Origin of the sequence: Mesorhizobium sp. M1050, assembly GCF_040318715.1 — a bacterium.
Taxonomy (GTDB): Bacteria; Pseudomonadota; Alphaproteobacteria; order Rhizobiales; family Rhizobiaceae; genus Mesorhizobium.
The window spans coordinates 1-18,426 of the sequence record NZ_JAMYMV010000099.1 but is presented as its reverse complement, the minus strand read 5'-3'; the positions used below and the strand labels follow the sequence as shown (position 1 = coordinate 18,426).

Below are 18,426 nucleotides of genomic sequence, written 5' to 3'. Positions count from 1 at the left end.
CTCTGCTTTGTCCACATCTAAAGCTTGAATCATAACCCAGCCTCAGACGAAACCCCCCGGCAAGCCGATTTTCAAAACAGTCTCTTAGCATCAGTTCGTATTGTCAGACATTTTCACGCCGGCAGGCGGGCGGAGAGGGACCATGACCGACAATCACATTTCCAATGGCTCGTTTGCGCGGGCGGTGAATTTTGCCGGGCACTGGATCGCGGGCGCCGGTCATGGCTCTCGCTCGACGCGCCGCCGCCTGATGGCGGTGCTGCGCATGGCGCACCGCGTGCTCGGCCTCGGCCGCAAGAATATGGGGCTGGGAACGCTGGGCGCCGGCGGCAGTGTGCGTTCGGCAGGCGCGATCGGCGGCCTTGCCGCGCTCGCCGCGCTCGGCCTCTCCGCGCCGGCCCAGGCACAATACCAGGCCGGCGGCGGTTCGGCGACAGGCGGCAACGCCGTCGCCATCGGTAACGGTACCGCGACGAATGGCAATAACAGCGTGGCGTTGGGCTCCTCCAACAGTGCAACGGGCGACGGCACGATCGCCATCGGCTATGCGATGGGTGTCAATGGCCTCAACTCCATAGGCATAGGTGTCTTCGCAGGCGCAACCGGCGTCAATGCCCTCGCCCTGGGCGGGAATGCCAAGGCCAACGGGGACGCAGCAAGCGCCATTGGCGTCAATTCGGTTGCAACCACAGGCGCGGCCGCCTTTGGCAATAATGCGCGAGCCGACGGACTGAACTCGACGGCGATCGGCTATGTCACCCGGGCGACCGGACTGCGCGCCACCGCGCTCGGGTTCGGGGCAACAGCATCCGGCGTGGATTCGATTTCCCAAGGTGGCAACGCCATTGCAAGCAATCAGAATGCAGTCGCTGTCGGCTTCCAGTCGACCGCAACTGCGATAAACTCCGTCTATCTCGGCTCGCGTACCGCCGCCGGAACGGGAGCGCTGGCCCAGAGCGCCATCGCCATCGGCACGGATGTGACAGCGTCTCAGGTTGACACCACTGCCATCGGACGCTCAAGCAAGGCAACGGGAACGGGCGCCATGGCGATGGGCACCACAGCCAGCGCCTGGGGCAACCAGTCGATCGCGCTCGGCCTGGGCGCGATTGCAGGCGTTCAGGCCAACACAGCCCTGCCTAACAGCATCGCGATCGGCACCAATGCGGTCTCTTCCGGTGCTTTCGCCACCGCGATGGGCGCTGCCTCGACCGCGAGTGGCGCCAATTCGGCAGCCGTGGGCTTCCAGGCCCAGGCCGCCGGCGCCAATGCCGCAGCCGTTGGTCCCCAGGCAAATGCATCGGCATTAGACTCGGCAGCGTTCGGCAATGTTGCCACGGCTTCGGGCAATTTCGCTCTGGCCCTGGGCAATTCGGCCGTGTCGAGCGGAGTGGGCTCGGTCGCGGCGGGCTCCGGAGCCCAGGCTACGGACGTCTCCGCAACAGCAGTCGGCAACAACGCCACGGCGACAGCCGCGAGCGCAAGCGCGCTGGGCTTGGGTGCCACGGCGAGCGGTATAGACAGTACCGCTCTCGGCTTCGGCACCGTAGCCAGCGCCGACAATTCCACTGCCGCCGGACGTCAAGCCCGCGCCACCGGACTCAACAGTACCGCGCTCGGCCGCGGCGCCCAAAGCACCGCCGTGAATTCCATCTCTCTCGGCTCTGGGACGAGGGCGACCGGAATAAACTCCGTCTATCTCGGCTCAAGCACATTTGCGACAAGCGCCAGCGGAGACAACGCCATCGGCATCGGCACGGACGTGACGGCATCCGACGCCGACGCCATTGCGATGGGACGTGACAGCCAGGCGACCGCAGCCAACGCCATCGCGGTCGGTCTACAGTCCGCTGCGCTCTCCGCCGACTCCGTCGCCATCGGCACGGGCGCAGTCACCGATGGCGGCAAGGCCGTGGCCATCGGCTTCGGCAACCAAGCCTATGGCGACGGCGCGGTCGCCATCGGCGATCCGAGCTACGCCAGCGGCACTGGCGCCTTCACCGGCGGCGCCAACAACATCGCCAATAGCGACGGCACGGCGAGTGCCAGCGCGGCCAATATGGCCAATGGCGCGGTCGCCATCGGCAACAACAACAAGGCGATCGGGCAAGGCTCAGTGGCGCTGGGTAACGGCTCCACGGCCGGTGCTGCCGGCTTCGTCGGCAACGTCGCGCTGGGCAATGGCGCGACGGCGGCGGCGAGCTCCGGCGACGTGGCGCTCGGCTCCGGCTCTGTCACCGCCACGGCCGTCGGCACCGCGAGCGGGGTGGTCAACGGCACGACCTATGCGTTCCAGGGCACCAACCCGCTCTCGACCGTCAGCATCGGCGCTCCTGGCGCCGAGCGTACGCTGACCAACCTGGCGGCGGGGCGCGTCAGCGCGCTGTCGACCGATGCGATCAACGGCTCGCAGCTCTTCGCCACCAACCAGGCGGTCGACGCCATCGGTGCTGCCATCACCAACATCAATATCGGCGGCATCAAGTATTTCCATGCCAACTCGACGGCGGCGGATTCCTTGGCATCGGGTACGGACTCCGTCGCGATTGGACCTGTTGCGACCGCGACAGGGACGAACGCCATCGCGGCCGGCACCAATTCGAGCGCCACCGACGCCAATGCCTCGGCGATCGGCAGCGGCGCCGTCGCATCGGCCCTCGACGCAACGGCGATGGGCTACATATCCAAGGCCTCGGGCCAATACAGCACTGCCGTCGGCGCAAACGCCAATGCGACAGCCCTGTCAAGCACGGCGGTCGGCCAGAACGCGTTCGCAACCGACGTTCAAGCGACCGCTCTCGGCAAACAAGCCAACGCCAGCGCCGCCGATGCGCTCGCGCTGGGCGCCAACGCCACCGCCAGCAACGCGGGCGCCGTCGCGCTCGGCTCGGGCTCGGTCACGGCCGTGGCGGTCGGCACGCCCAGCACCGTGATCAACGGCACGACCTATGCGTTCCAGGGCACCAACCCAACCTCGACGGTCAGCGTCGGCGCGGTCGGCGCCGAGCGCACCATCACCAACGTCGCGGCAGGGCGGATCAGCGGGTCCTCGACGGATGCGATCAATGGTTCGCAGTTGTTCGCCACCAACCAGGCCGTCGACGCTATCGGCACCACGCTCAGCACCATCGGCGGTTCCGTGACCAATCTCGGCAACACGATCGCCAACATCGCCGGCGACACCTCGACTGCTTATACCGACGCCAATGGCATCGGTATCCGCTATGCCCGCACCAACGAGGCTGGACTGGCGCCAACCGATTCCTTCGCGCAAGGGATCGGCTCCACCGCCGTCGGCTACCAGGCAACCGCTACCGGCGCCAGCGCGCTGGCCCTCGGGCGCGACAGCAATGTCAGCATCGACGGCGGCGTTGCGCTCGGTTCCGGTTCGGTCTCGGATCGCGTGGTAGCGCCCGCATCGGGATCGATCCTCGCCGGCACCGGCCTCATTCCCTACAACACCACCGACCTGACACTGCTCGGCGCCGTTTCGGTGGGCACCTCCACCTCTTATCGCCAGATCACCAATGTAGCCGACGGCACGGAGGACCAGGACGCGGTCTCGCTTCGCCAGTTGAAGGGCGCGCTGAGCTCCTTCGCGGTGACAGGGACCAAGTATTTCCACGCCAATTCGACGGCATCGGACTCGCTTGCGGTCGGCGTCGATTCGGTTGCGGTTGGTCCGCGCACGACCGTCAACGGCGACAACGGCATTGGCATGGGCAACGGGGCCATCGTGCAGCAGACGGCGCCGGGAGGCATCGCGATCGGCCAGAACGCGACGGTCAATCAGGCCGACAGCATTGCTTTCGGCACGAACTCGACCGCCAACGGCGCCCAGGCAATGGCGCTTGGCGCCGGCGCCACGGCCAACGAGCCGGGCAGCGTCGCTCTCGGCGCGGGCTCGACGACGACGGCGGCGGTCGCCACCACCGGCACCACGATCAACGGCGTCAACTACACGTTTGCCGGAACCGCTCCGACGAGCACGGTGAGCGTCGGCAGCGCCGGCAATGAGCGCACCATCACCAATGTGGCGGCGGGCCGGATCAGTTCCACCTCCACCGACGCCATCAACGGCAGCCAGCTCTATGCGACCAACCAGGCAGTCGAGGCAGTGCAGGGGAGTGTCGGCGATCTCGCTGAGTTCTCCGTCCAGTACGACAAGGACGTGGACGGCAACAAATCCAACTCGCTGACGCTTGCTGGCGGCGATCCGAACGCTCCGGTGGTCATCCACAATGTCGGGGCGGGCGTCGCGAACAATGATGCGGTCAACGTCAAGCAACTCAACGACGGGCTGTCGCTCACGCTGGCAGATTCGAAGACCTATACCGATCAGGTAGCAGGCACGACGCTCCAGCAAGCCAACAACTACACCGACCAGAAACTCGGCCAGCTCAATTCGGACATCAGCGGCATCCGGGACGAAGCACGGCAAGCGGCGGCCATCGGCCTTGCCGCAGCCTCGCTGCGCTACGACGACCGTCCCGGAAAGTTGAGCGTGGCGGCCGGCGGCGGCTTCTGGCGGGACGAGAGTGCGTTCGCCTTCGGCGCGGGCTACACCAGCGAAGACGGCCGTATCCGCGGTAATGTCTCGGGCACGGCGGCGGGCGGAGATGTCGGGGTCGGCGCCGGCCTCAGCTTCACCTTGAACTGAGGCGGGGATGAACAGACTGACCAGACATGCCGGCCTCGGGCTTGCCGCACTGACTTGTCTGGTGCTGTCGGGTAGCCTCGTGCAGGCTGCCGGGCAGGCAGGCTCGACATACAGGATCAAGCCCTCGGACGTGGTGGTACCCCCCGAGGCGAAACTCGGGGAATACCAGCGCACCATCCGTCCCTTCGAAAATTGGACGCTGATCTGCGACGAGAACCTCAAGGCCCGCAAGAAGGTCTGCAATGTCTCGCAGGTGATCGAGGACACATCCGGCAAGATGGCCTTCAGCTGGTCGCTTGCGGCCACGCAGGACGGCAAGCCGTACATGATCCTGCGCACCGCGCCGAACGCCAGGAGCGACGGCCTTGTGTCGCTGAAATTCGACGGACAGGCGAAGCCGATCGACGTTCACTTGAACGGCTGCAACGACGTGGTCTGTGTCGGCATGTTGCCGGTCGGGCCCGTGATGCGCCAGCAGATATCGCAGAGCGCGACGCCGGCGATCTCCTATTCGACCGTCGATGGCCAGACGATCACCGTGACCGCAACACTCAAGGGGCTGACGCAAGCCCTTTCGCCAATCAAATGACCGGGGAAGCATCATGAGCCAGCAGGACCAGTTCATGTCCGCAAAACGCAGCCCGACCGTCGAGCCGGATCGGCAGAGGCTCGCCGAGCCGCCGCGGCGGCGGTGGCCGCGCGTCCTCGCACTTTCGCTGATGGGGCTGACGATGGCTGGCCTGGGCTTCGCCGCCGCGAACTACGTCGCGATGACCAACCTGATCGGCGGCGCGACGGCCGCACAGGCGCAGGCAGCCGCGCCAGCACTTCCGGACACGCCTTTCCTCGAGCACGTCAAGCAAGCCGGTGTGCAGGCCTGTTCGACGATCTACCCGGTGCTCGGGCAGATCTTGACGACCGGCGCCAAATACAGCGTCAAATCGCTGTGGAACGACCAGGCCGCCGACAAACATGCCGTTCAGGCCTTTGTCGGCATGGACTATTCGACCGAGCGCTATAGCGGACCGGCCGCCGGCGTCGTTTTCGCATCGCCCACCGCTTCGGGTTGCGAGGGAGCGATGGTACGGGTGGCGCCGTTCGCCAGTCCGTGTTCCGATATACCCTCCGTTCTTCCGCAGGGCAGCAAGATCACCGACCATCTTGGCAAGGTCGAGGTGTACGAGCTTGGCGGTAACGCGGGTGAAGCCCTTCTCCTGCCGACAGGCAACAGCTGTGTGGTGATCTCCGTCGCTTCGGCGTCGAAGTGAGGACGCGAAGCTGATGGCGACGGCTCCTGCAGAGGATTGCTGACTATGAGATACGGACCTTTGGCTGCTGTTCTTGGCTTTGCCTTGCTCTGGGCCGGGCAGGTCATCTCGGCCGATCTGCCGGAAGCGCCACCCGAACCGCCGGCGCCACCACCGCAGGAGGAAAAAGGCATCTGGGCGGCGATCGCCTATTCCAGCACAGACGTCAAATACGGCTTCTTCTGGGGCGCCGACAAGCGGCAGGAGGCGTCGGATATCGCGCTCAAGCATTGCAAGAACGCGGGCGGAGATAATTGCACCGTCGTAACGGTGTTCCGCAATCATCGCCATTGGAACGACGACGACGATACCGGCTTTCCCTACAAGCATTGCGGTGCCCTGGCCTTGGCCGAGAAGGCGAATGACCGGCAGTTCACGCCCTGGGGCGTGGATTCCGCCGAAACGCGTCGTGAAGCGGAAGACCTCGCTTTGCAGGCCTGCGAGGCGGCGGGAAGCAAATGCAAGATCCGCGAGTGGGTTTGTACATGAAGCGTGGCCTCAAGGCCGTCTCCGCGTTTGGGGCAATCGTATTCTCATTGATGTCGCCGGCCTTGGCCCAGCAACAGGTGGCGGCGGTCCTCGACGGACCGTCGTCGCTGCGCGAAGTCTATCAGGACTGGAGCGTGGCCTGTTCCGTCCGCGAGAAGGCAAGGGTGTGTTCACTTTCGCAGGACCAGGTCCAGCAGAACGGCCAGAGGCTTCTTGCGGTGGAAATCGCGGGACGCGCGGACGGTTCGACGACGGCTACCCTGCTTCTACCCTTCGGCATACTGCTCGACTCAGGCGTGACGCTCCAGATCGACGATCGGCCGCCATTGTCCCAGCAGCGCTTCAGGACCTGCCTGCCAACGGGTTGCCTCGCGGTCTTTGCCATCGAACGGTCGGTGCTTGGAAAACTGCGGGAAGGCTCCGTGCTGAAGCTCAATGTCACGACAGATGCCGAGACCCCGCTGACATTCCCGGTGTCGCTGCACGGGCTGACCGCGGCGCCCGACCGTATGACCGCGTTAAGCGCGCGTTGAGGGGGAACGGGGGGCAGCCTGCACCTCGTGGCGCTGTCCGAAATAGCGATCCAGCCCCGGCTTCGGCCGTTAGTAGCCGGTATGATTCTGGCTTCATCGGCCGCTTTCCCACACGTGGCGGCGTCCGGGTACAGCCGCAGCGGGTCGATTTCTATGTGCCATTTTTGTTACATCCCGCCGCTCTTCTGATCTGAATCGCCGTTTTAGTGGCGGCTAAACCAATAATCGCTCACAAATTTCATGAATCTGTGAATAATCCCCCGACAGGTAGGCCTTGGCTTGGCCATAGCGCTCAAGTAATAGGGGCGCTGGGGAAACCGTAGGGTGGGTTCATATGAATACGACAAGCATGTCGACCATAGGCAAGCGCCTTGGTCTTTTGATGGCGGCCACCATGCTGACCTTCGGGGGCGCTCATGCGCTCACGCTCAAGGAGGCGATGGCCGTTGCGGTGGAATCCAATCCTGAGATTGGACAGGCAATCGAAAACCGCGAAGCCATCGAATTCGAGCTGCGGCAGGCCAAGGGGCTTTATCTTCCCAGCGTCGACGTCGAGGCATCGGCTGGCGTTCGCCGGCTCGACAATCCGTCCCGGCGATCGCTTTCCATCGAAGACGACGCGCTCTATCCGGCTGAAACCGATCTTACGGTTTCGCAGACGCTTTATGACAGCGGCGCAAGGCGGGCCGAGTTGAACCGCCAGGCATCGCGCGTCGATGGCGCTTCGTTCCGGGTGCTGGAACGCTCCGAATTCATCGGGCTGTCCGTTGTCCAGGACTACCTGGAGTACATGCTGCAGGCTTCGATCGTTGCCGAAGCGAAGAAGAATCTCGGCTTCCACCAGGCAATTCTCGGCGACATCCGGCAAGGCATTTCGGGCGGCGCGCTGAACGAGGCCGACCGGCAACAGGCCGAGGAACGGCTGTTCGCCGCCAAGGCGCGCATGCAAGAGGCGACCGAGGAACTGGAAGCGGCCAAGATCCGCTTCTTCAAGACCGTCGGAAAGCCACTGACCAGCCCTTCGAGGCCGGGCGATGTCTCGGCCGCGCTCCCACGCTCGCTTGACGAGGCAATAGGGTTGGCGCGGGAAAGCAATCCGCGCGTGCACATGGCCAACAGCGACATCGATGCGGCGGCCTCCCTCGTGGATGCTGCACGGGCAAAATTTGGTCCTTCCATCATCGCTGAAGGTCGCGCCCGGGCGGGAGCCGACATTGACGGCGACGATGGCGACACCAGCGACCTGCAGGCGCGCGTGGTCCTGCGCTGGAATCTCTACCGCGGCGGTATCGACAAGGCCAACGAGCAGGAGCAGATCCGCCGCACCAGCGAACAGCGTCTGGCGCTGCATCAGGTCCAGCGCGAAATCGAGGAAGCCGTTCGCACCTCATGGGATCGCCGTTTCCGGCAAGCCGATCTGGCAAAGACACTGAGGCAACAAGCCGCCTCCAGTGAGAAGCTGGTCGCTTCCTATCGCGAGCAGTTCAAAGTCGGACAGCGTTCGCTGCTCGACGTGCTCGATGCACAGAATACGCGGTTCAACACCGCAACGCTGGCTGATACCTCGTCCTATGCATCGCTGTTTGCCCAGTACCGGCTGCTGGCCGCGACCGGACAGTTGCTGAAAACGATGAACCTTCAGCCGGCGAAACAAGCGACGGCCTATGCGCGAACCGAGTTTGCGGCACCGGAAACCGCGGACACCGAGACCTATGCGCGGACGCCGTCGGAGCAGAAGAACGACCTGCCTTTCGACATTCTCGCCCCGGTGAGGAAGAAGTAAGACGGCGCAAAGTCCAGCGAGAGTTCCGACGGGCAGATCGTGAACCAGCAACCCCATATCCTGTCTCCCAAGGAGGCGTTCAAGGCCTGCTTCTCAGCCGTTGCCGGATATCTCGGCAGGCCGAGCGCGGAGACGGTGCTGTTCGCCGGCGTACCGCTGTCGGACACCCGAATTGAAGTCGACGACATCAGGCACCTTGCCGAGCGCATCGGCATGGAAGTCACCGAGTTCAGCCACCGCGACTTTCTCAGGGGCCGCATCGACCTGCCCGCCATCGTCTTTCGCGTCAGCCAGTTGCCCATCGCCCTGCTCGCGCAAACCGAAGACGGCGCGTATATCACCGCGCCCCAGGAGGACGGTCGCACCGCAATCGGCAGATCGGAACTCGCCGCCAGCTACATCAGCGGTGGAGCGTCCTTCTCGATCACCTATGCCAACGCGGCCGAGGGGATGACGGTCGGCTCGGCAGCCAAGATCGAGCGAAGACATTGGCTTACCGGAACGATGGGCGCTTTCTGGCGCACCTATTCGAAGGTCGTCCTGGCGGCGGTGTTCATCAATATGCTGGCCATAGCCTCGCCCATCTTCACGATGAACGTCTACGACAGGATCCTGCCGAACAAGGCGATATCGACACTGTGGGTTCTGGCAATCGGCATTGGCGCCGTCATCCTGTTCGACCTGCTTTTGAAGACGGCCAGGGCTGCCCTCATCGACTATGCAGGGCGCAAAGCCGATCTTCGGATATCGTATCTTCTGTTCGAGAAAGTGCTGAACTCGTCGCTGTCGGCGCGTCCCGGTTCGACCGGTGAATACGCGAACAGGGTCACGCAATACGAGTTCGTCAGGGAGTTCTTCACCTCGAACACCATCAGCGTATTCATCGACACGGCATTCGTCTTCGTCTTTCTGCTTGTCATCTATGCGATCGGCGGCTGGCTGGTGATCATACCGGCGCTGGCCTTCGTGATGTCGGTTGTCGTCGGCCTGATCACGCAGCGTCGCATCGGCAAGCGCGTCGCCGCCTCGATGAACGAAGCTTCGCAACGCCAGTCCCTGCTGGTCGAATCCATCTCCACGCTGGAGACGATCAAGTCGCTGCGCGCCGAGGCGTACCTGCTGCGCAAATGGGGGGAGCACTCCAAGAACGCCGCCAACACCTCCGAGAAGATCAAGCAATTGTCGGCGGCCGCGGGCAACATAACCCAGTCCATACAACAGCTGGTGACCGTCGCTCTGGTCGTGGCCGGTGCCTACGCCTTCTCGGAAGGGCATGTTTCGACAGGAGCAATCATAGGAACGGTGATGCTGGCGAGCCGGGCCGTGGCTCCGCTCGGCCAGATCGCCATCACGCTGTCCCGGTTCCGCCAGGCCATGCTCTCGTTGAGGATGGTGAACTCGATCATGGCTCAGCCGGAAGACCGGCCGGACACGGTGGGTTTCGTCAATCGCCCCATTCGCAGCGGGGCGATGGTGTTCAGAAACGTCGGGTTCGTCTATCCCGGCACGGAAAACGAGGTTTTGAGCGGCCTGAATTTCTCGGTGAAGCCAGGTGAGCGGGTCGGTATCATCGGCCGCATAGGATCGGGCAAGACGACGATGGGTCGTCTTATCGGCCGGCTTTTCCTGCCGACTTCCGGCGAGCTGCTGCTGGATGGGATCGACATTCGCCAGTATCACCCGTCCGAGGTTCGCGCCGCGGTCGGCATCGTTGCGCAGGCTGGCGACCTGTTCTCGGGCACCATCAAGGAAAACCTCCTGATGGCATGCCCCGAGGCTACCGACGAGCAGATCATCGAAGCGGCGAAGGCCGCCGGCGTCGACGATTTTGTCTCACGCCACCCGCGCGGCTACGACATGAATGTCGGCGAGCGCGGCACCAATCTTTCCGGCGGCCAGAGGCAGACGGTGGCGATCGCACGCCTGCTTTTGACCAAGCCGAAAATCGTCTTTCTGGATGAACCATCGGGCTCGATGGATCTCGCATCGGAACGCCAGTTGATCAAGCAGCTGAAAGTCGCCTTTGACCGCGACACGACGCTGATCGTCTCCACACACCGGTTCAGCATGCTTGAACTGGCCGACCGCCTGATCGTCATCGAGCGGGGCAAGATCGTTGCCGACGGTCCGAAGGACCAAGTCATACAGGCGTTGCAGAAAACAAGCGCCTGATAGAACAAATAGTAATGCATCCAATGCGTTGGGGCGTGGGAAATGCTTGCCAGGGAAGATCGACCGCCGCTTTTCGCGTCGGCGTCCATATTCATCATAGGAGCGCTCTTCGTCGCTTTTGTCGCCTGGGCCTCCTTTGCCGAAGTCGATGAGATCGCACGCGGCGACGGCAAGGTCATACCCGCTTCCAAGACCCAGGTCATTCAGGCGAGTGAAGCCGGTGTCGTCCAGGAGATCGCCGTGACGATCGGCCAGATCGTCAAGAAGAACGATCTCATCATCCGTCTGGACAACACCCTCAACACGTCCAGCCTCGGCGAGCAGCAGGCCAAGGCGCGCGCGCTGGAAGTGCGCATAGCAAGGTTGAAATACGAACAGGCCGGCAATCTGTCGGGCGCATTTCCGTGCCCGCAAGACATTCAGTCGATCGCTCCGCAAATCTGCGACAATGAACAGAAGCTGCTCATTGCCCGACGCGAGAATTCCGACAACAAGCTATCCGTGCTCAAGTCACGCCTCGACCAGCGCGAAAAGGAACTGGCCGAGGCGATCGCCAATTCCGACCGTCTGACCAAGAACCTGGCCGTCAGCGACCAGGAGGCAACGCTGGTCGACGCGATGGTCAAGAAAGGCCTGATGGCAAGGACCGAGCAACTCCGGGTGGAACGCGAGCAGACCGAACTCAACGGTCAGCTGAACCTGGCGGGCGAGACCATCAAGAAGGGCAAGGCGGCGATCACGGAAGCACAGCTTCAGGTCGAGGAACTCGGCCTGCAACTGCAGCAGGAGGCGTTGGACGACCTCACCCAGGCGCTGGCGGACCTTTCGGTGGTGGGTGAAACCATAAGGGGGGCGACCGACAAGGTGGCCCGCACCGATATCCGGTCTCCGGTGGACGGCATCGTCAACACGCTGGAGCTGAACACGGTCGGCGCCTTCGTCCAGCCTGGCGCCGTGGTGGCCGGCATCGTGCCGACCTCCGAGACCTTGCTGGTGGAGGCACGGGTTTCGCCACGGGATGTCGCGTTCATCCGCCCCGACCAGGAAGCACTTATCAAAGTCACCGCCTATGATTTCTCGATCTTCGGCGGCATCGAGGGCAAGGTTTCGAACATCACGGCAGACAGTCTGGTCGATCAGAAGACCGGGGAACCCTACTATCAGGTGCGCGTGTCGACGGACAAATCGACACTTCAGAGAGACGGCAAAGCCTATTCGATCATCCCCGGCATGATCTGTTCAGTCGACATCAAGACCGGGCGCAAGACGATCCTGCACTACCTCCTGAAGCCGATCAACAAGGCGCGTGAGGAGGCGATGAGTGAGCGGTAGCGCCAGCCTCCATCAGCCTGATCGCGAGCGGCTGCTGCCGTCGGTCACAGCCGAGGATTTTGGGCTGGAATTTCGGGTGGTGGCGCGCGGCGGCATACGACGCGGCATCCGTCTGGAGCGGGCATTCTGGATGGCGCTGAAGCACATGGCCGAAGTCCGCAAATGCACGATCGGCATGCTCATCGACGAGATCGCCGAAAGCCAGGCGCAGACAGGCAACCTGACATCTGCGATCCGGGTGGCCTGCATGCGTGGATTGGGGGACGAGAACCTGACGTTGCGAAAGCTTGCGTCGATCAATACCATCAACGCCATACTGGTCGCTTGCCCGTCGCCGGCCTTTGCGCTGGCATCGTCGAAGAAGATCCTGACGTTCAACGCGCCGTTCCAGCAGCTGGTCAAGCGTCAACTGCCGATCGCCCCAAGCGATGATGCGCGCAACGACCTCAAGCTGGCGCTGGACCTCAATGTGGCTGATATCTTCGCGCGGCTCGATGCCAATGGCGAAACGCCGGTGGCCACCGGCTTTGTCATAGGTGCCGGCGAACGTCGATACCGTGGGCAGTTGAATGCGGTGCGCGCGCCGGTGGTCGAGCCGGAGTTGCTGATGGCGTTCGTCTTCGCCGGCTAGACCGGTCCGCTCACTGGACGGCTTTGCCAATCCTGGCGTAGACCTACGGCTGAAAACCTTCGCCCGGCGCGACCGTCGCGAAGCCACCCTTGATGTCGGCCATCTGGGCTTCGCCCGGTCTGGACCCGTGGATCCAGGCGCGGTCCGTGCTGAACGAATAGAGCGGAACGTAATCCGGCAGATCGCTGTCGCGCATAACGGTGTTGCTGAGGCTGTCGAGAATGAAGGTGCCGCTACCCGTGCTCACCGACAGCACGGCGTGAAAGAAGCCTCGCTTGCGGTCCTGGAGAACGACCAGCGCCATGCTTTGCGTTGGGATGCCGGCCCTCAGCAGAGCCGTCATCTTGAGGATGGCGAAATCCTCGCAGTCTCCGGCCCGCCGTTCGAGGATCTCCGACGGCTTCGCCCAATAGTCGAGCTTGCCATAGACGACGCTGTCTTTCCTGTAGGCGATCAGGTGATTTACGGCGCTGTTGACGAAGGACAGTTTCTCGCTGAACCCCTTGCCTTGGGCGACGGAGACCATGTCGACGAAAGCCGCGCTCTTGCGCTCGCAGTCGCTGCCAGCCGAACAGGCGATGATTGCCCGGTAGACGGGCGCCCAGCGGGCCGAGACGGGAAAATTGCGCATCGACAGGGCGACCGACCCGAACACGCCCGGAATGATCGACGCGGTCTGCACAGGGTCTATCCCGGCTTGCGCCATTGACGGGCTGTCGCCGCGATCGGCAATCGCCGGGCCATAGCTGCCGAACACCATGCCGATGCGGTAAGGGGCAGCAGGCTGCCAGGGCTGAGGCCTCGCCAGCGACACACCGCCGAGGCAGGGCGGCGTCTGGACCCTTTCCAGAGGCGCGCCCTGTGCGGCTGCATCGCTGGAAATTGCGTTCGCGAATGATGGCCCTGCCAGGCCGACAAGCGCGATTGCCAGCAGGAGCACCTTGAGCCCGGTTTTTCCCAGAGCTGAGTTTTCTTTTTTCATGACGCCCACCTTTGACTGTGGACGCTACCAATCTTGTCTCAAATTATTGGAAAGGAAGGTAGATAACTTTCCCCCAAATCACTTCGACTATTTTGCGTAAAATTTTATACAAATTTATACTTCCATTTACCAAACAATCGCGGCTCACCTCCATCCTTTCGGCTTCCACGGGCGTCAATGTATATCATGTTATATTGTTGTAGTTTACCACGTGTAAAAAATGCCGAACCATGCATATCCGAGTATATGAAATAGATTGCAGGACGGTTGCAAAGCAGAGGTCGCCACTGTCTCTTTCCGGGAAATGACGGAGGGGTTTCAGCAATGACCACCAATATCGATTTGGACAGCTTTTCGGGTTCCATGGACGACCATTCCGCGTCCGGTGAACACAACAGTCAGATTTCGCCGGCAGAGATGCTGGTCGCACAGGCAACGTCGACGCAGCCCGCCCCGGCAGCGTCCGAACCGGTGCCGGTCGATGTCGGCGCAGCGCCCGCCAAGCCGGAGGCGCCGGCGACGGCAAACGCACCCGCGGCGGCGGCAGCGCACGAATATGTGGCTGACGCTGGCAACATTGTAAAACTTCCGTCCAACGTTTCGATCGACAACATCAAGGTCGACGGCAACAACCTTGTGCTCGAACAGGCCGACGGCTCGGTGATCGTGATCAAGGACGGCGCCTTGCACGTGCCGACCTTCATCATCGGCGACGTCGAGGTGCCGCGCGTTGCCTTGCTGGCAGCGCTGGAAGCCAGCCATGTCGATGTCGCCTTCGGTGCCGACGGTTCCATATCGGCCGGCCCGGGCGGTTCGAATTCCAGTGCAGGCGGAGACTTCTCGGTCCCTCCCGGCGGTATCGGCGACGGGTTCGACCTGTCGGCCCTGCTGCCGCCGACGGCCTTGCAGTTTGGTCAATTGGACCGGCGCGAACTGTTCCCCTCGATCGTCGACAGGCAGGTTACAGTGACGGCCACGTCCTTGCTTGCCCCGGATGAGGCGGCCAGCGAAACGGGCCTCGACGGCGGCAAGGGACAATCGCCGGGCAGCGATGCGCCGAGCCACTCGGAAACCTCCAGCACTGGAGCGATCAGCATCGACGCGCCGGATGGAATCGGGTCGATAGTCATCAACGGCGCCACCGTCATCGGCGTCGGCCAGCAAATCCTGGGGGATTTCGGCTACATCACGATCGTCTCCTTCAATCCGACCACGGGCGCTATCGAATACAATTACACGGTGACCGAATCGGTCACGCATCCCTTGCAGGGGGATGGATTCAATCCCAACGACACGGTCTCGGACAATTTCAGCATCACTGTCACGGATGTCGACGGCGATACGGCCAGCACCACCTTTGCCGTCGCCATCGTCGACGATGTGCCGACGGCGGTTGCCGATATCGACAGCATCGCCGCCGGCCAGTTCGGCCCCGCCACGGGCAATGTGCTTGTCGGTGGTACGGATGCGGGTGATGGCAACACCACGGACGGCATTGCCGACACCCAGGGCGCCGACGGGGCGACGGTGGTGGGCGTTGCGGCCGGCAACACCAATACCGATGTCACTGACGCGGCTACGCTCGACGTGCCGTTCCAGGGCGCCTACGGCAAGCTGACGCTGCACAGTGACGGCAGCTATACCTACGTGCGCGACGCCGGCACGCCCGGCGGCGTCAACGACGTGTTCACCTACACGATCAAGGACGGCGACGGCGACACCTCGCACACCACATTGACGATTTCGATCGGCAACTCGACGCCTGTCATCACCGACCTGACGCCGGCGGCCAATGGCGGCGATGTCGTCGTCAACGAGGCTGCATTGAATGTCGGCACGCCGGGCGGACCTGGGTCGGATCCGGCAAGCACTGCCGAGACCGGCGCCGGCACTTTCACCATCTCGTCGCCCGACGGCATCCATTCGCTGGCGATCGACGGCAATGCCTTCATCACCAATGGCGCGTTCACCGCAGGCTCCTTCACCACCGCGCTCGGCAACACACTCAATGTGACGGGTTACAATGCCGCCACCGGCCAGGTTAGCTACACCTACACGCTGGTCGACAACGAGGCGCATGACCCCATCCAGGGCACGAACAGCCTGTTTGAGAACTTCACCGTCACGCTGACGGACCAGGATCTGCAGAGCACCGACGCCACGCTCTCGGTTAAGATCGTCGACGATGTGCCGACGGCGCATGACGAAGCTTCGCAGTCAATTGCGGAAGGTGCTCCGGCGCTGACGGGGACACTGGACTTCGTTGCGGGCGCCGATGGCGCGACGGTGACGCATGTCAACGGCACGCTGCTGATCTTCGATCTCGGCACGGGCTACTCGCAGTCGGTCGACATCGGCGCGGGCACTATTCAGGTGAAGGCGGACGGGTCATACTCGTTCACGCCGGATGCCTCGGTTGATAACAGCTCCGGTCCGGTGGCGGTCAACGCGACCTACACGGTGACGGACGGCGACCTCGACACTTCGACGGCCAACATTGCCTTCACGATTACGGACGGCGCAGGCCCGGCTGCCGGCGCTCCGATCACGCTGGCGCTTGACGACCAGAATCTGAGCGACGGCTCGACGCCGGCCGGCCCTGACTTCGCCGCGAACTCGATCACCTTCACGCCGGGCTCGGACGCGATCGCCTCGATCGCCTTCGGCACTGATTTGAGCGGGCTGAACACCGCCAACCTGACCTGGACCAGGGTGTCGGACACCCAGGTCGTGGGCAAGGACGGCGCGGTGACCGTGGTGACGCTCGATCTGTCGGTTGCCAACAATGTGGCGACGGTGACGGCGACGCTGAACAACAACTACGATGCACATCCCGGCATCAATCTCGACGACCTGGTCAATCTGGGCCATCTCGGCGTGGTTGCCACCGATATCGACGGCACGCAGGCGACCGGCACGGTCAACGTGACGGTGTCCGACGATGTGCCGACGGCCCATGATGAAGCCTCGCAGTCAATTGCGGAAGGTGCTCCGGCGCTGACCGGGACACTGGACTTCGTTGCGGGCGCCGATGGCGCGACGGTGACGCATGTCAACGGCACGCTGCTGATCTTCGATCCCGGTACGGGCTACTCGCAGTCGGTCGACATCGGCGCGGGCACCATCCAGGTGAAGGCGGACGGGTCGTACTCGTTCACGCCGGATGCCTCGGTCGACAACAGCTCCGGCCCGGTGGCGGTCAACGCGACCTACACGGTGACGGATGGCGATCTCGACACTTCGACCGCCAACATCGCCTTCACGATCACGGACGGCGCAGGCCCGGCTGCGGGCGCTCCGATCACGCTGGCGCTTGACGACCAGAACCTGAGCGACGGCTCGACGCCGGCCGGCCCTGACTTCGCCGCGAACTCGATCACCTTCACGCCGGGCTCGGACGCGATCGCCTCGATCGCCTTCGGCACCGATTTGAGCGGGCTGAACACCGCCAACCTGACCTGGACCAGGTTGTCGGACACCCAGGTCGTGGGCAAGGACGGCGCCGTGACGGTGGTGGCGCTCGACCTGTCGGTTGCCAACAATGTGGCGACGGTGACGGCGACGCTGAACAACAATTACGATGCCCATCCCGGCATCAACGCCGACGATCTGGTCAATCTGGGCCATCTCGGCGTGGTTGCCACCGATACCGACGGCACGCAGGCGACCGGCACGGTCAACGTGACGGTGTCCGACGATGTGCCGACAGCCCACGCCGACATTGACGTGGCGCAGTCAGGCCAGACTGTTGTGGGCAATGTCGAGACCAACGACACGGCAGGCGCCGACGGCATCGCCTCGATTGCCTGGACGAATGTTGCGGGCAGCACGGTGCCGGGCACCTATGGCGTGCTGACGGTCGATGCCAATGGCGGCTACAGCTATCACGCCAACCCGAACGCGTCGGGCATTGACGTCTTCAACTACACCATCACGGACGGCGACGGAGACACCTCGCCCTCGACGCTGACAATCACAGTGTCGAGCGGCACGCCGCAACCTGTTGCAGCCACAGTCACGGTTGACGAGGCCGCGCTGGACACCAGCACAACAGGCAACGACATCGGCCACGGCACAGTGACGGGCACGAGCCCATCGAGCACGGCCGAGACTGTTACGGGCACACTGACGCTAGGCGATCCGGACAGCCCGCATGTAACCAACATCGCCGGAGCCACCTCATCGGCGGTCGGCGGCATCCCGGTGACCGTGCAGGGCACCTACGGTGTGCTGCAGATCGACCAGGACGGCCACTATACCTACACGCTGACCACGCCCTTCACGACGGCGCCTGCCATCGACAACGGCGCTGCGACGGAGCTCGGCAGGGACGTGTTCACCTACACTGTGACCGACAGCTTCGGCAACAGCTCGACCTCGACGATCTCTGTTGACATCATTGACGATGTGCCGTCGGTCACGGCGAGTGCGACACAGCCTCCGCTGACGGTCGACGAGAGCAATCTTGGGCTGAATGCGACGGCGAGCTTTGCATCGGTGTTTACGCCGGTGTTCGGCGCCGACGGCGCGGCTGCGG

Annotated in this window: 11 protein-coding genes; 10 read left to right on the top strand and 1 reads right to left on the bottom strand. The window is 63.3% G+C overall.

Annotation, left to right across the window (positions count from 1 at the left end; translation table 11 throughout):
• Positions 1-142 precede the first annotated feature (142 nt).
• The 9 genes from NKH57_RS30995 to NKH57_RS30955 all read left to right on the top strand — a co-directional run bounded on the left by NKH57_RS30995 (position 143) and on the right by NKH57_RS30955 (position 12,907).
• Positions 143-4,660 (top strand): YadA-like family protein, encoded by a 4,518-nt coding sequence (locus NKH57_RS30995; RefSeq protein ID WP_352949987.1) that lies wholly within the window; start codon positions 143-145, stop codon positions 4,658-4,660.
• Positions 4,661-4,667: 7 nt separating this feature from the next.
• Positions 4,668-5,249 carry an invasion associated locus B family protein gene (locus NKH57_RS30990; RefSeq protein WP_352829056.1) on the top strand — a complete coding sequence of 194 codons (582 nt, stop codon included), beginning with the start codon at positions 4,668-4,670 and terminating at the stop codon, positions 5,247-5,249.
• Positions 5,250-5,262: 13 nt separating this feature from the next.
• Positions 5,263-5,928 carry a hypothetical protein gene (locus tag NKH57_RS30985; protein ID WP_352949985.1) on the top strand — a complete coding sequence of 222 codons (666 nt, stop codon included), beginning with the start codon at positions 5,263-5,265 and terminating at the stop codon, positions 5,926-5,928.
• Positions 5,929-5,973: 45 nt separating this feature from the next.
• Positions 5,974-6,456, top strand: coding sequence for a DUF4189 domain-containing protein (locus NKH57_RS30980; RefSeq protein WP_352599798.1), 483 nt, complete (start codon positions 5,974-5,976; stop codon positions 6,454-6,456).
• Entirely contained in the window at positions 6,426-6,989 is a 564-nt protein-coding gene (locus NKH57_RS30975; protein WP_502907353.1) for an invasion associated locus B family protein, read from the top strand. Before NKH57_RS30980 ends, NKH57_RS30975 begins: the two co-directional genes overlap by 31 nt.
• Positions 6,990-7,323: 334 nt before the next feature.
• Positions 7,324-8,772 carry a TolC family protein gene (locus NKH57_RS30970; protein WP_352949981.1) on the top strand — a complete coding sequence of 483 codons (1,449 nt, stop codon included), beginning with the start codon at positions 7,324-7,326 and terminating at the stop codon, positions 8,770-8,772.
• Positions 8,773-8,811: 39 nt separating this feature from the next.
• The gene (locus NKH57_RS30965) at positions 8,812-10,944 is read left to right on the top strand and encodes a type I secretion system permease/ATPase (protein ID WP_352949979.1); all 2,133 of its coding nucleotides are present in this window, start codon (positions 8,812-8,814) and stop codon (positions 10,942-10,944) included.
• A 42-nt stretch (positions 10,945-10,986) separates the two neighbouring features.
• The gene (locus NKH57_RS30960; protein WP_352949977.1) at positions 10,987-12,276 is read left to right on the top strand and encodes an HlyD family type I secretion periplasmic adaptor subunit; all 1,290 of its coding nucleotides are present in this window, start codon (positions 10,987-10,989) and stop codon (positions 12,274-12,276) included.
• On the top strand, positions 12,266-12,907 hold the full coding sequence (locus tag NKH57_RS30955; protein ID WP_352949975.1) for a ribbon-helix-helix domain-containing protein: 642 nt from the start codon (positions 12,266-12,268) through the stop codon (positions 12,905-12,907). Before NKH57_RS30960 ends, NKH57_RS30955 begins: the two co-directional genes overlap by 11 nt.
• A gap of 43 nt (positions 12,908-12,950) precedes the next feature.
• On the opposite strand, the gene NKH57_RS30950 is transcribed toward NKH57_RS30955, so the two are convergent.
• Positions 12,951-13,889, bottom strand: coding sequence for a transglutaminase-like cysteine peptidase (locus tag NKH57_RS30950; RefSeq protein WP_352949973.1), 939 nt, complete (start codon positions 13,887-13,889; stop codon positions 12,951-12,953).
• 324 nt (positions 13,890-14,213) lie between these two features.
• Between NKH57_RS30950 and NKH57_RS30945 the strand changes: the two genes are divergently transcribed.
• On the top strand, positions 14,214-18,426 hold a 4,213-nt coding region (locus NKH57_RS30945), incomplete at its 3' end, for a beta strand repeat-containing protein (protein WP_352949971.1).

Excerpts from the sequence above, each read along its gene's own strand:
- NKH57_RS30995 (WP_352949987.1), top strand. The coding sequence starts at position 143 with ATGACCGACAATCACATTTCCAATGGCTCGTTTGCGCGGGCGGTGAAT.
- NKH57_RS30990 (WP_352829056.1), top strand. The coding sequence starts at position 4,668 with ATGAACAGACTGACCAGACATGCCGGCCTCGGGCTTGCCGCACTGACT.
- NKH57_RS30985 (WP_352949985.1), top strand. The coding sequence starts at position 5,263 with ATGAGCCAGCAGGACCAGTTCATGTCCGCAAAACGCAGCCCGACCGTC.
- NKH57_RS30980 (WP_352599798.1), top strand. The coding sequence starts at position 5,974 with ATGAGATACGGACCTTTGGCTGCTGTTCTTGGCTTTGCCTTGCTCTGG.
- NKH57_RS30975 (WP_502907353.1), top strand. The coding sequence starts at position 6,426 with ATGCAAGATCCGCGAGTGGGTTTGTACATGAAGCGTGGCCTCAAGGCC.
- NKH57_RS30970 (WP_352949981.1), top strand. The coding sequence starts at position 7,324 with ATGAATACGACAAGCATGTCGACCATAGGCAAGCGCCTTGGTCTTTTG.
- NKH57_RS30960 (WP_352949977.1), top strand. The coding sequence starts at position 10,987 with ATGCTTGCCAGGGAAGATCGACCGCCGCTTTTCGCGTCGGCGTCCATA.
- NKH57_RS30950 (WP_352949973.1), bottom strand. The coding sequence starts at position 13,889 with ATGAAAAAAGAAAACTCAGCTCTGGGAAAAACCGGGCTCAAGGTGCTC.